The 12,046-nt window shown below is 54.1% G+C and carries 15 protein-coding genes; 10 read left to right on the top strand and 5 right to left on the bottom strand.

What is annotated here, in order from left to right; genetic code table 11:
- Nucleotides 1-10 precede the first annotated feature (10 nt).
- Together RHI63_RS08055 and RHI63_RS08050 are read right to left on the bottom strand one after the other, a co-directional pair.
- A complete protein-coding gene (locus RHI63_RS08055) occupies nt 11-460 on the bottom strand; it encodes a DUF29 domain-containing protein (protein WP_302676200.1) in 450 nt (149 codons plus the stop codon).
- Between the two features lie 52 nt (nt 461-512).
- Nucleotides 513-1,316, bottom strand: a complete 804-nt coding sequence (locus tag RHI63_RS08050; RefSeq protein WP_206199722.1) for an inositol monophosphatase family protein — start codon at nt 1,314-1,316, stop codon at nt 513-515.
- 74 nt (nt 1,317-1,390) lie between these two features.
- On the opposite strand from RHI63_RS08050, the gene proB reads away from it, so the two are divergent.
- Together proB and RHI63_RS08040 are read left to right on the top strand one after the other, a co-directional pair.
- Entirely contained in the window at nt 1,391-2,500 is a 1,110-nt protein-coding gene (proB, locus tag RHI63_RS08045) for a glutamate 5-kinase (protein WP_206199721.1), read from the top strand.
- Between the two features lie 166 nt (nt 2,501-2,666).
- Entirely contained in the window at nt 2,667-3,674 is a 1,008-nt protein-coding gene (locus RHI63_RS08040) for a GntR family transcriptional regulator (protein WP_190278210.1), read from the top strand.
- A gap of 1 nt (nt 3,675) precedes the next feature.
- On the opposite strand, the gene RHI63_RS08035 is transcribed toward RHI63_RS08040, so the two are convergent.
- A complete protein-coding gene (locus RHI63_RS08035; RefSeq protein WP_206199720.1) occupies nt 3,676-3,855 on the bottom strand; it encodes a hypothetical protein in 180 nt (59 codons plus the stop codon).
- A 410-nt stretch (nt 3,856-4,265) separates the two neighbouring features.
- Between RHI63_RS08035 and RHI63_RS08030 the strand changes: the two genes are divergently transcribed.
- The 6 genes from RHI63_RS08030 to RHI63_RS08005 all read left to right on the top strand — a co-directional run bounded on the left by RHI63_RS08030 (nt 4,266) and on the right by RHI63_RS08005 (nt 9,053).
- Nucleotides 4,266-5,018 carry an RNA methyltransferase gene (locus RHI63_RS08030; RefSeq protein WP_206199719.1) on the top strand — a complete coding sequence of 251 codons (753 nt, stop codon included), beginning with the start codon at nt 4,266-4,268 and terminating at the stop codon, nt 5,016-5,018.
- 110 nt (nt 5,019-5,128) lie between these two features.
- Nucleotides 5,129-6,076 carry a serine hydrolase gene (locus tag RHI63_RS08025; RefSeq protein ID WP_225901534.1) on the top strand — a complete coding sequence of 316 codons (948 nt, stop codon included), beginning with the start codon at nt 5,129-5,131 and terminating at the stop codon, nt 6,074-6,076.
- A complete protein-coding gene (locus RHI63_RS08020) occupies nt 6,077-6,847 on the top strand; it encodes an ABC transporter ATP-binding protein (RefSeq protein ID WP_206199717.1) in 771 nt (256 codons plus the stop codon). It abuts the gene before it with no gap.
- Complete coding sequence (locus tag RHI63_RS08015; RefSeq protein ID WP_310828255.1) at nt 6,840-7,694, top strand: DUF6671 family protein; 855 nt, start codon at nt 6,840-6,842, stop codon at nt 7,692-7,694. Before RHI63_RS08020 ends, RHI63_RS08015 begins: the two co-directional genes overlap by 8 nt.
- Nucleotides 7,695-7,793: 99 nt before the next feature.
- Entirely contained in the window at nt 7,794-8,114 is a 321-nt protein-coding gene (locus tag RHI63_RS08010) for a hypothetical protein (protein WP_206199715.1), read from the top strand.
- 12 nt (nt 8,115-8,126) lie between these two features.
- A complete protein-coding gene (locus RHI63_RS08005; RefSeq protein ID WP_310742868.1) occupies nt 8,127-9,053 on the top strand; it encodes an NAD(P)H-dependent glycerol-3-phosphate dehydrogenase in 927 nt (308 codons plus the stop codon).
- Here the strand turns inward: RHI63_RS08005 and RHI63_RS08000 are convergent.
- The gene (locus RHI63_RS08000) at nt 9,037-9,573 is read right to left on the bottom strand and encodes an anti-sigma factor (RefSeq protein ID WP_225901533.1); all 537 of its coding nucleotides are present in this window, start codon (nt 9,571-9,573) and stop codon (nt 9,037-9,039) included. The two genes, RHI63_RS08005 and RHI63_RS08000, sit on opposite strands and share 17 nt — an antisense overlap.
- 41 nt (nt 9,574-9,614) lie before the next feature.
- Complete coding sequence (locus tag RHI63_RS07995; RefSeq protein WP_206199712.1) at nt 9,615-10,280, bottom strand: sigma-70 family RNA polymerase sigma factor; 666 nt, start codon at nt 10,278-10,280, stop codon at nt 9,615-9,617.
- Between the two features lie 247 nt (nt 10,281-10,527).
- On the opposite strand from RHI63_RS07995, the gene RHI63_RS07990 reads away from it, so the two are divergent.
- Complete coding sequence (locus RHI63_RS07990; protein WP_149821646.1) at nt 10,528-11,385, top strand: phosphatidate cytidylyltransferase; 858 nt, start codon at nt 10,528-10,530, stop codon at nt 11,383-11,385.
- Between the two features lie 336 nt (nt 11,386-11,721).
- A complete protein-coding gene (locus tag RHI63_RS13165) occupies nt 11,722-11,955 on the top strand; it encodes a hypothetical protein (RefSeq protein WP_310821452.1) in 234 nt (77 codons plus the stop codon).
- The last annotated feature ends 91 nt before the right edge of the window (nt 11,956-12,046 follow it).

Genomic DNA, 12,046 nt, shown 5'->3' with positions numbered 1-12,046 from the left:
TGATGGTGAACTATTCCGTGGGATACAAATCTCGCGGGAAGTCTGGGTCGAGCAATTGTTCTAGGGTATAGGGACAGGTTGGGGGTAAATCTGGATAGTCTAGGGGCGTTTCCAAGCACACTAAGTCTAGTCCTGCCAAATAGGCTTTGGCGATCGCCTTCGTTAGATAAGACTGAAGGCTAGGATTTTCCTCCAATAAATCCTTAATCTCGCGTCGTTGCATCTGAATCGTGACTCGCCAACTTTTACTGCGTCTTTCTGGCTGGTACTCCCACTTCAGCAAATGCCCAATCAAAACACCGAGGCGGTTTTTTAGTTCTTGCCGCTGCTGCCGTGCCAAGGCTTCGATTTCCTCTACTAGGTGGGCAATATCAAGATGGCTAAAGTCGCCTGTCTTGAGTAGCTTCGCCTGCTCTAGGGTCCAAGCATAAAAGTCGCTTTCATAAAGATTGCTTTGCATGATTTTTGATGAGCTGATCCCCTCAAGCTGCATTTTAGATAATGTACGCATTTTAGATAATGTACGCTGCAAAAAATTGCCCCAAGCTGGGACTGGCACTCACCAGTGTATGAAAGATACGACTCCCGGCTTCCTGCCCCGGCTGAATGGGAAACATTCTCTGCCACGGTTCTGGCGGGTCTAACCATTGCCAGTGGGCACCAGCGGCATGGACAATTGGCCAAGCGGGGGCAACATCCCAAATGCGAGGTGTGCGCTCCACAGCACCGAGCGTATAACCCGCAGCAACGGTCAGCAAGTTGTAACTGGCGGATCCCAACATGCGAATTTTGCAGGGGAAGGAGCGCTTGAGCACATCAGTACTGCGGGCACAAAGACTAAAAAACGTCTGCAACGTTGGCTCACTGACCTTGACGCGAATGGGTTTCTCATTCAAATAGGCACCGTTGGCATGGTCAGGGGCTTGATAGAAGCCATAAAACGTCTGCTGCAAGCCGGGAACGTGCACATAGCCAAATACGGGTGTGCCTTGGTAGAGCAGACTGAGGGCAATACACCAAATGGGCAGACCATGACTATAGTTAGTCGTGCCATCAATCGGATCAATGATCCAACACCACTGTTCACCACCGTAGGTATGGTTGCCCTCTTCACTCAGGCAGCCATGGTGGGGAAAGCGCTCTTGCAGCATCGCGGTGATTTTCTGATCGGCCCAAAGGTCGGCGCGGGTAACAAGGCTGCCATCGGCTTTGCGATCGCTGGGGGATTGCCCTGCCCACTCCAGCAAACGGGGGGCAACCACCTGTTGAATCTGTTGACAGGTTTGCAGCACCTCAGACCAAAACCCTGAGTTCATTGGCTGTCTCCCACCGCGATACAATGAGCACGTCTGATCCTATACCCACTGGTCAATATCCGTCCCGACTCCCCATGGCACAAACACTGGTCGTCAAAATTGGCACATCGAGCTTAACGGGGGGTAAAGAAGGAAATCTAGCCTTGGCCACCATTGCCCAACTGGTGGAGGTCTTGTGTCACTGTCAACGGCGGGGCGATCGCGTGGTACTCGTCTCCTCTGGGGCGGTGGGCGTGGGTGCTGTGCGCTTGGGCTTAACAGAGCGTCCCCAACAATTAGCCCAAAAACAAGCAGTGGCAGCAGTGGGGCAGGGACACCTAATGCGCATGTACGATGATCTTTTTTCAGTCCTGCGCCAGCCGATTGCCCAAATCCTCGTGACGCGGCAAAATTTTGTCGATCGCCAGAGCTACCTGAATATCTACAACACGTTCCAAGCGCTGTTTGAACTGGGCGTCATCCCCATTGTCAATGAAAACGATACGGTGGCGGTGGATGAACTCAAGTTTGGCGACAATGATACTCTCTCAGCCCTTGTGGCGAGCCTTGTGGAAGCCGATTGGTTATTTTTGCTCACGGATGTCGATCGCCTCTACTCAGCGGACCCGCGCATTGATAAAACAGCCGTTCCCATTGAGCGGGTGGTCTCCTTAGCCGAGTTAGCCCAAACGATTCAAATTGGTGCTGCTGGCTCCCCTTGGGGCACCGGGGGCATGGCCACCAAAATTCGGGCTGCCGAGATTGCCACCGAAGCCGGCGTACGCACTGTCATTACCGATGGGCGATCGCCCACCAACCTGCTAAAAATTCTTGCGGGTGAGCCCTTGGGCACCCACTTTGAACCCCGTCCCAAAACCATCAATGCCCGCAAACGCTGGATTGCCCGTGCCCTCATTCCCAAAGGCGAGTTGTGGCTCGATGAGGGTGCCGTTAAGGCCATTACTGTGGGGGGCAAGTCCCTCTTAGCAGCAGGCATCACCCGTGTTGCAGGGGAGTTTCAAGCCCAAGATGCTGTTAAGCTCTGTGACCCCGCAGGCACTGAAATTGCCCGTGGCCTTGTCAACTACAACAGTGAAGAAATCCGGCGTGTGCAGGGGCAACAGTCCAGCGAACTAGCCAAGATCCTCGGCTATGCCGCTGCCGATACGATTGTCCACCGCGACAACTTGGTGGTGACCCTGTAACCGTGCTTTATCGCCCCAAAAAGAACGATCGGTAGCAAGTGCGGTAAAATTACTCACTAACTGTGACGGTTTATGCAGCGATTGGGGGTAGGTTTTGCATCTGGCATAGTCACACCAAGGAGGGCGTATCCCTCTAGGACAGTACCTGATGGGCGAAAGGACACGTATGGTTCAATTCCACATCCAACCAGATAGCGAAATTCCTGCTTCAACTCAGCTCTTTAACCAAATTAGTTTTGCGATCGCTGCACGGCAATTTCCGCCGGGGTATCGCTTGCCCAGTACGCGGCAGCTCGCCATGCAAACTGGATTGCACCGCAACACGATCAGCAAAGTTTACGAACGCCTTGAAGCTGCTGGTTTAGTCGTGCCCCAAGTGGGGTCGGGCATCTATGTGCGTGCCCTCGGCCAAGAGGAAACCCGTCCTCGCCAACGCCGACCCGCTGTTGTGCCTGTACACCGCATTGTTCAAGAAAGTGTCGATACCCTCCTCGAAATGGGCTATTCCCTGAGTCAAATTCGCGAGTTATTCCTTGCCGAGATTGATGCCCGCCAGAAAGCTGGAGTGAGGGTTTTGGTGACGGTGCCCCGCCACGATCAAGGGGCTGGCGAACTGATTGTTCAGGAACTGCAACAACTGCTGCCAATTCCCGTCGAGCTGATTTTTCTTGAAGACTTAGAAACCGTCCTTGATGGCGATACCTCTGCAACTGTCGTTACCGTGCGCTATTTTGCCAGCATGACGGAAGCGATTACCCGCGATAAGGACGTGCGAGTATTTTTCATCGACATCTACAACTACCAGCGGGAACTGGAAGTGGTGCGACAATTGCCAAAAGGCTCCTGCTTGGGGTTGGTGAGCCTGAGTTCCGGTACCCTCGGTGTGGCCGAGGTGATGATCCACAGTTTGCGAGGGGATGAGCTACTCTTGGTGACGGCTCAAGCCAACGATAGCTATAAGCTCAATGCCTTGGTGCACCGTGCCCACACGATCATTAGCGATCGCGCCAGTGGGGAACGGGTCAAAGCAGCTATTGCGGCGGCCCGTCATGAGTTGATTCGCATCCCCCGTCTCATTTGCTGCGAAAGCTACATTGATCCACAGTCGGTTGAGCTGCTGAAACGGGAAATTGGTCTGACGGAGGATCTCCCCCTCGAAGCTAAAGCCTCTTGACTCAGGGATTGAGGTCATTCAGGCTATGGGACAATTGCACGGTGATGGCTTGATTTTTTGCTTGATTGTGCATTGCATCCAGTTGTAGGTTCGTAAGATAACCTAAGCCAGCGGCTAGACCACAGTACAGGATGCCGACGGCACTGAGTTTTGGCCAATGCAAGCTCATAAAACGCCACATGAGTTAACTCCTCATTGACAGAACCACACCACATAAGTCAAGACCCCTGCTGCCAGCCCAAAACCCAGCCCTCTTCACAGGGATGGAACACAGTTAAAACGGTGAAAGTCTCTATAGGAGAGAAGCCCCCTTTGTGTCCCCCATGTTTTAGAACAGAGCTGTACCTAGGAAATCTCTGGAGAACTTCCTAAGCAAGGGAACGCGGTTTGCGAGTAGGGGTCACACCTAAAAAGTTATTTCCAATTTTACTGATTGCGCTAAGAACCGTACTCAGCGTGTTACAGTTATTAAATTTTATGAAATATGCAGCAAAGTCCTGAATTTGTAAGGACTTGAGAAAGATTAAAGAAGTCTTCTAAAATCATCTAGAAAATGTTAATTATTTTTTTATTTTGGCTCAGCCAGCAAGCGTGGATACCCTGCCTTCGGTACGCATTGTGCTCGTTGAACCCCAAGGGGAGATCAATGTCGGCAGCATTGCCCGTGTGATGAAAAATATGGGGTTACAGCAGTTGTGGATTGTCAGTCCCCGCTGTGATCCCAAGGGAGAGCTAGCCCGTCGCTGGGCGGTTCATGCAGAGGATGTGCTCCAGCAAGCCAGAATGACGGACTCCCTCGCAACGGCACTGGCGGATTGTCAGCGGGTCTTTGCCACGGTGGGGCGAGAGGTGGCGGATTTGGCGTTACCTCTGTGGACACCGCGTCAGGCGGCACCGCAACTGTTGGCTGTCCCGCAGTCGGCACTGGTCTTTGGTCGCGAGGATCGGGGACTCACGAATGCAGAATTGGAGTGTGCCCATGGTTTGGTGCAGATTCCTACGGCCAATGCTTATCCATCTTTGAATCTGGCGCAAGCTGTTGCCGTATGCTGCTATGAGTTGTGGTTGACGGCCTGCGACAGTGCGGGAACTTTTCCCCAAGGGTCTGCCGTCCCCTTTGAGCGGTTGCAGGGGTTTTATGACCATTTAGAGCAGGTGCTGCTCCAGATTGGTTTTTTGTATCCCCATACCGCTGCTAGTCGTATGGCCAAGGTGCGATCGCTCCTCGGGCGTGCCTACCCCACGGATGCCGAAGTGGCGCTGTTGCGGGGCATGGTTCGTCAGGTGGAGTGGGCGATTCAGCACGCAGCCACGATTGCTTCGGACACCTTCCCTCTACAGTAAATGGCATGGTTGCTCAGTCGCGTTCAATGGTTTCGTCCTCTACGCTTTCCTCACTGTCTCATCCGTCACCGCTTCCTAGCCCAACGCCTCCCCGTCCCAATTTGTTCTTAATGACTTTTCGCTTTGGCGTCAGTGTGGTTGCCCTTGCCACCATAGTCGGCACACTGCTGTCGGTGTTGCAGCCTGAAAAACTGTCCCTAGAGACCACGGCCAGTCAGGCGATCGCTCCTGAAACACCAACCCCCAACTTGCCCCCAGAACGTCCCCTCCCCACTCTGCAACAGCAAATTCAACAACTGGTGAGCCGTCAACCCAATCTGACGGCGGGGCTGTACTTTTTTAACCTCGACTCCGGGGCATCTCTGAATGTAGGCGGCGATGCGGTCTTTCCAGCGGCCTCTACGATTAAATTTCCCATCCTTGTTGCCTTTTTCAAGGCGGTGGATGAGGGACGAGTCACGCTCCATGAACGCCTCACCATGCGTCCGGATCTGATTGCCCCTGAGGCCGGTACGCTGCAGTATCAAAAGCCCAATTCCCAGTATCCTGCCCTTGAGGTGGCCGATTTAATGATTACCATTAGCGACAACACGGCAACGAATATGATTATTGATCGCCTTGGGGGCGCAGCCGTGCTCAACCAACAGTTTCAGGAATGGGGCTTAGAAAATACAGTGATCAACAATCTGCTACCGGATATGAAGGGCACCAACACCACTAGCCCCCGCGACTTGGCAACGCTGATGCTGAAAATTGGTCAGGGGGAAATTGTCTCCCCCCGTAGTCGCGATCGCCTGCTGGACATTATGCGGCGCACGGTCACTAATACCCTCTTGCCCGCTGGCCTTGGCAAAGGGGCTACGATTGCCCACAAAACTGGCGATATTGGTATTGTGGTGGGAGATGCGGGCATGGTGGATATGCCCAATGGCCAACGCTATGTGGCAGCAATGATGGTGAAACGCCCCTACAATGATCCCCGAGGTAGTGAACTCATTCGCCAAGTCTCGCGCATGGCCTACCAAGCCTTCGAGAAACTTCCCCCTTCTCAGCCCTAGATGTCGCAGCCACTCCTGACCTTAGAGAATGTGTGCCGCTACTTTGGCGGCCTCAAGGCGGTTGATTGCGTGTCCTTTAGCGTGGCAACGGGGGAGATTTTTGGCATTATTGGCCCCAATGGCGCTGGTAAAACCACCCTTTTTAACCTGCTGACGGGGTTAATTCCTCTCACCTCAGGAGAAATTCAGTTTCAGCAGCAGCCCCTGCACCTGCTTAAGCCCCACCAGATTGCTGGGTTGGGCATTGCTCGCACCTTTCAAAATATTCGCCTCTTTCCAGAGATGAGTGTTTGGGAGAATGTGCGCATGGGACAGCATCTCCATGCCTCTGCCGGTTTTTGGGCAAACCTCTGGGGAGCAGCGCCCGTACGGTATGTTCAGGAGCGCTTGGAAAACCGCGCCAAGGAACTCCTCTACTGGGTGAATCTCTATGAGCGGCGCCACGAGCGGGCAGGCAACTTACCCTATGGTGAACAACGCCGCCTTGAACTGGCGCGTGCCTTGGCACTGCAACCCCGCCTGCTCTTGTTAGATGAACCGGCTGCGGGTATGAACCCCAAGGAAAAGCAAGACCTCTGTGAGTTAATTCGCCGCCTCAAGGAGACCTTTGACCTGACGGTGATTCTCATTGAGCACCATGTGCCCTTGGTGATGAGTTTGTGCGATCGCTTGGCAGTATTGGACTTTGGTCAACTCATTGCTTTAGGGGATCCCCTGACGGTTAAAAATGATCCCAAGGTGATTGAGGCATACCTCGGCGGTGATGTTTAAGGCGACGGATTCCTATTTCCAAGGACGAACAGCTATTCTTGCCACCAAGCATGGCAAAGAGCAGGCGATCGCCCCGGTGCTGGCGCGTCTAGGGGTAACGGTGGTTGTGGCCTCGGATTTTGATAGCGATCGCTTTGGGACGTTTAGCCGTGAAATTCCCCGCTGTGGCACCCAAGAGGAGGCAGCTCTCGCCAAGGCAGAAGCGGTGCTGACACAAACGGAGGCAGACTTAGTGGTTGCCAGTGAGGGGAGCTTTGGCCCTCATCCGCAATTTCCGATGCTTCCGAGCGATCGCGAACTCATCCTGCTTGTGGATCGCCGCCATGACCTTGTCTTGCGGGGGGAGGTGCTCTCCCTAGAAACCAACTTTAACCATGCCACCGTGAGTCATCTTGAAGAGGCCTTGGCCTTTGGCGCACGGGTGGGCTTTCCATCCCATGGTTTGATTGCAATGGCGCAGGCGGATCCTCTACCCAATACGCCAATTTTCAAAGGGATTCAAAGCGAGGAACAGTTGCAAAGGGCGATCGCTAGCCTGCAAACCGATCGCCCCACCATTCACCTTGAAACCGATATGCGGGCCCACATGAACCCGACGCGCATGCAGGTGATTGCTCAAGCGGCTGCTGACCTCGTTCAAGCAATGGCTCAGGGCTGTCCCCAGTGCGGCTGGCCGGGGTTTGTGGCTTGTGAGAAACTGCTGGGGCTACCCTGTGAACGGTGTGGCGCACCCACCAGCGCCATCAAAGCCAGCCGTTACCGCTGTCAACGCTGTTTGCACCAACTCACAGTGCCAGTTCCTGAAGCCGTTGCCGATCCCAGTCAATGCTACTTCTGCAACCCCTAGGCAAGGACAAAGACTTGGTATAATCCCTTGTACAGCCCTCGGCACCGATTAAGCCATCCTATCGTCTGCATTCCTAGCGCATGTTTTGAGGAGTGACCCATGACACCTCGCTATCTCACCAGTCTTGCCCTTGCTGCACTCACTCTCAATCTCGGGGGTATGGCGCTTGCCCAGACTGCAAACACGAATAACCCAATGGAAGGCTGGCAACAAAACGGCAATGCCAATGATTTGGGAAGCATTCTTAATCCCCAGAATGGCAACTTTTCCGTGCCCGGACTGATGAATCGCCTGCATTTGATGGATGGTCGCGATCCCAACGAAGTAGTGGCGGATCAAATGGAGAATCTTAATGCTGAAGCAGAGGCCTTTCGCAAACGACAGCAGCAACAATTTCAAAATCTAACGGTTACGCCCTAGGACGGGGATGGTATGTCCCCAAGGGTATTGATTTTGGGCTTAGGTCATTGGGGACAAACACTGGCATACCTATTTGAGCAACAGGGCTGCAGGGTCTCCTGCTGGGGGCGATCGCAGGGGGCACTCTCGGCTGCTCTTTTCCAAGAGATTCACTTATTGGTTTCGGCTCTCCCCATCAAAGCTGTGCGGGAAGTCGCTGCCCAAGTGGCCGCCCTCAAGCCCCCCCTAGACACCATCCTTGTCAGTGCCACCAAGGGTTTAGAAGCAGAAACCTTTGCCACAGCAGCGGATATTTGGCAAACCTACTGCCCGCATCACGATCTCGTCGTTCTTTCTGGTCCCAACTTGGCCGGTGAAATTCAACAGGGACTACCGGCAGCGGCAGTGGTGGGGGGAAAGCCAGCAGCCACCAAGCCAGTGCAAGACTGTTTGGGCAGTACCACCTTTCGCCTCTATAGCAATGAGGATCGGCGGGGTGTGGAAATGGGGGGCATCTTCAAAAATGTGATTGCGATCGCCTGTGGCGTCAATGATGGTCTGGGTCTTGGCGTCAATGCCCGCTCTGCCCTGATTACCCGAGGACTGGTGGAAATGGTGCGGGTGGGTACCCACTGGGGCGGACAAGTGGAAACCTTCTACGGCCTTTCAGGGTTAGGGGATCTCCTCGCCACCTGTACCAGCGCCCTGAGTCGCAACTATCAAGTGGGGTGGCATCTTGCCCAGGGTCAATCCCTCTCCCAAGCCCTAGCGCTGACCAAGGGGACGGCTGAAGGGGTGAACACTGCTCGCGTGCTCTGCACCTATGCCCAGCAGCACCAGTTAGATATCCCGATTACGGCGATGGTGAATGCCGTTCTGAGGGGCGACCTCACTCCCCAAGCTGCCCTCAACTGTCTTTTGGAGCGTCCCTTCAAGCCGGAGATTATTCCTGGTCAGTAGCTTCAGTCCTTGGCTGTGAACTTGCCCAAGGTGCCGGCAGCGCCGCAGGAGCCGTTTCACTGACGGGAATGGCCACAGGGGGACGGTCAAGACTGAGCATCAAACCAACTGCCGTTGGCTCAATCGGTAGAGGAGATACCGCTGGCTCAATGCCGGCAGGACTGGTGATAGCCACAGGCAGACTGGAGAAGGGATTGGGAATTAGACCCGTCAGCATTGCCACGAAGGATGCCGCTAGGGTTGCTCCCGCACTCCCTAAGACCCAAATACGACGGGGGCGATGGGCCTTAGCAATCACTTCAGCGGCCAAACGATCCGCTGGACAGGGGGTCAAGGGTACGGGCAGTTCTTGCATCTGTTGCTTGAGGGTCAGGAGTCGCTGATAGAGGCGTTGGCCTTCGGGGTCAGTGGCCAGCCATGCTTCCACCTGTTGCCGTTCTGCAGCCGTCACTTCACCATCGAGGTAGGCGCTCAGGAGTTCAAAGGTATCGCGTTTGCAGTGATCCAGTTCGTCCATCATAGGGGTCTGTCCTTGCAGGAAAAGGGTAGGGGTGATTCGCATCAGGTTGAAGGGAGATCGAGGTGGGGTTGGAGTTCTAGTTGGAGTCGCTGTCGGGCACGGGCGATTCGCGATTTCACGGTTCCGAGGGAAACCCCAGTGATTTGGGCAATTTCTTCGTAGGAGAGGCCTTCAATTTCCCGCAGAACAATCGTTGTCCGAAAGGTTGCCGGTAGGTTGGCGATCGCCCGCCGTAATTGATCATAGAATTCATCCGTACGCAACCGGTCATCGGGACTGGCATCACTGGCGGCAAGTTCCCAGCTCATTTCACCCTCTTGGGTTTTCAGGGGTGCATCCAGCGACAGGGGCGGTTGATGGCGTTTGCGTTTGCGCAACTCATCGTAAAACAAGTTGGTGGCAATGCGGCTGAGCCAACCCCGAAATTTGCTGGCGTCTTGGAGTTTGTGAATGTTGCGATAGACCCGAATCCAGACTTCTTGCACAAGGTCGGCGCGATCGTCCCAGTCGGGCGCGAGGTGATAGATAATTCGCTCCACATGGGATTGGTATCGCCGCAACAATTCAGTAAAGGCAGCACGATCTGGGGTTCTGCCGGCTTGACAGCGGACAACCAACTCTTGGGGTGTAAGTTTTGTCAGCGGCAGCGTCACCCGAGCACTGGTCTCCTCAACACGCGTCCAAGCAAGGGGAAGACTGGATGTCATGGATACAATCGACCTCAGACCAATCGCTTTTCATGACGCCCTTGCCCCCATGATGTTCCCTGATCCGTTATAGCTTGCCAAGGACATTGCCATGCATCCTGTTTTGGCTGCGAGTCTGTTAATGTTTCCTTAACGTTGGTGAATTTAGATTAAACTTTTTATTGTAGCGGCGATCGTTCTTTGGACGCGCTACGCAAATACTCAACGCGCGGCTCAATGTAACCCCTTATCACCGCCCCTCACCACCATGCTCTGGATCCGCATTGCCAGTGGACTTGTCGCGATCGCTCTCGCGCTGCTAATGACCTTTCTAGGCGGTTGGTATTTTTGTCTGGGCATTGGGGCACTGATTTATCTGGGTCAACTGGAATACTTTGAATTAGCCCGTGCCAAAGGGAGTGCGCCGGCGGCTAAAACCACCCTCGTGGTGAGTCAAGTGCTCCTGATCACCTCACTGCTGCGTCCAGACCTTGCGGATGCTGTCTTTCCCGTCGCAGGTACCTTCATTTGCTTCTACTTGCTATTTCAACCCAAGCTGGCCTCGATCGCCGACATTTCCACTTCAATCATGGGGCTATTTTACGGCGGCTATTTGCCAAGCTATTGGGTGCGCTTGCGGGGATTGGAGCAACAGGCAACATTACCTTTGGGAGGATTTTGGCCAGAGCAGTTTCAACTCACCGCTTTGCCCTTGGGGTTGCAGGTAACCCTCTTGGCCTTTGTCTGTATTTGGGCGGCAGATATTGGTGCCTATGCTGTTGGTAAGCTCTTTGGCCGGACACGGCTTTCCCACATCAGTCCCAAGAAAACCGTAGAAGGGGCAGTGTTTGGCGTTTTAGGGAGTTTAGGCGTCGCCCTTTGGGGAGCACATTCCCTCGGCTGGCCACTCCCTTGGCTTTTGGGTGCAATGTTTGGCCTCATGATTGGCATTGCCAGTCTATTGGGGGACTTAACGGAGTCAATGATGAAACGGGATGCCGGCGTCAAAGATTCTGGCCAGTTGATTCCCGGGCATGGCGGCATTTTGGATCGCGCCGATAGCTATGTTTTTACGGCACCCCTTGTGTTTTACTTTGTGACGTTACTATTGCCCTTGTGTCAATGAGTTTCTTGCCATTCAATCTACCAAAATTCGCCGCAGTGCTCCGTCTATACCGCAAAGCGGTTAGGTAGTGGTGAGGCGGCGGGCGACCATAGGGAGCAGTCACTCAATCTCAGCTTGTTGCTGGATATATTGAGCTAGCACCGAACATCGGGTGCGACTGATAGCTATAGTCCACTCATGATCACCCTGACGTACGAGTACAAACTAAAACTAACCCAGCAGCAGGCTAAGCAGATCGACTACGATCTAGACGTGTGTCGCCAAGTTTGAAATGATGCGCTGAGGGAGCGCAAAGACTGGATTGCTTCGCGCAAATGTCCAGTCAATGCCTGCTCTGTGCCTAGCGAGTACATCATCCCAGCGGATGCCCCCTACCCCAGCTTCAACGTGCAGTGCCAAGGATTAACCCAAGCAAAGCAGACCAACCCTGATTTAGCGTCGGTTAACGCCCAAGCATTGCAGCAAGTCTTGAAGCGGGTGGTTGGCCTCGATGTTGGCCTGGAATACTTTCTCTCCACCTCGGACGGACTTCAACTAGCACGGCCTAGGTTTTTCGTAGAGATGCTGTGAACGGGGAATCTCCTGCTATACGCCTAGCCTTAGCGGGATGAGCGTCAATGAGAACGGGGCTCAGCCTGTCCAGAGGTACTTGATCGTCCGC

It is taken from the genome of Thermosynechococcus sp. GLH187, assembly GCF_031583395.1.
GTDB lineage: Bacteria > Cyanobacteriota > Cyanobacteriia > Thermosynechococcales > Thermosynechococcaceae > Thermosynechococcus.
The sequence above is the reverse complement of the archived record's forward strand: the minus strand, read 5'-3'. Positions and strand labels throughout refer to the sequence as shown.

What these genes read in the sequence shown, in the direction of transcription:
- RHI63_RS08055 (WP_302676200.1), bottom strand. Translation starts at nt 460, where the DNA reads ATGCAAAGCAATCTTTATGAAAGCGACTTTTATGCTTGGACCCTAGAG.
- RHI63_RS08050 (WP_206199722.1), bottom strand. Translation starts at nt 1,316, where the DNA reads ATGAACTCAGGGTTTTGGTCTGAGGTGCTGCAAACCTGTCAACAGATT.
- proB (WP_206199721.1), top strand. Translation starts at nt 1,391, where the DNA reads ATGGCACAAACACTGGTCGTCAAAATTGGCACATCGAGCTTAACGGGG.
- RHI63_RS08040 (WP_190278210.1), top strand. Translation starts at nt 2,667, where the DNA reads ATGGTTCAATTCCACATCCAACCAGATAGCGAAATTCCTGCTTCAACT.
- RHI63_RS08035 (WP_206199720.1), bottom strand. Translation starts at nt 3,855, where the DNA reads ATGTGGCGTTTTATGAGCTTGCATTGGCCAAAACTCAGTGCCGTCGGC.
- RHI63_RS08025 (WP_225901534.1), top strand. Translation starts at nt 5,129, where the DNA reads ATGACTTTTCGCTTTGGCGTCAGTGTGGTTGCCCTTGCCACCATAGTC.
- RHI63_RS08020 (WP_206199717.1), top strand. Translation starts at nt 6,077, where the DNA reads ATGTCGCAGCCACTCCTGACCTTAGAGAATGTGTGCCGCTACTTTGGC.
- RHI63_RS08015 (WP_310828255.1), top strand. Translation starts at nt 6,840, where the DNA reads ATGTTTAAGGCGACGGATTCCTATTTCCAAGGACGAACAGCTATTCTT.
- RHI63_RS08010 (WP_206199715.1), top strand. Translation starts at nt 7,794, where the DNA reads ATGACACCTCGCTATCTCACCAGTCTTGCCCTTGCTGCACTCACTCTC.
- RHI63_RS08005 (WP_310742868.1), top strand. Translation starts at nt 8,127, where the DNA reads ATGTCCCCAAGGGTATTGATTTTGGGCTTAGGTCATTGGGGACAAACA.
- RHI63_RS08000 (WP_225901533.1), bottom strand. Translation starts at nt 9,573, where the DNA reads ATGATGGACGAACTGGATCACTGCAAACGCGATACCTTTGAACTCCTG.
- RHI63_RS07995 (WP_206199712.1), bottom strand. Translation starts at nt 10,280, where the DNA reads ATGACATCCAGTCTTCCCCTTGCTTGGACGCGTGTTGAGGAGACCAGT.
- RHI63_RS07990 (WP_149821646.1), top strand. Translation starts at nt 10,528, where the DNA reads ATGCTCTGGATCCGCATTGCCAGTGGACTTGTCGCGATCGCTCTCGCG.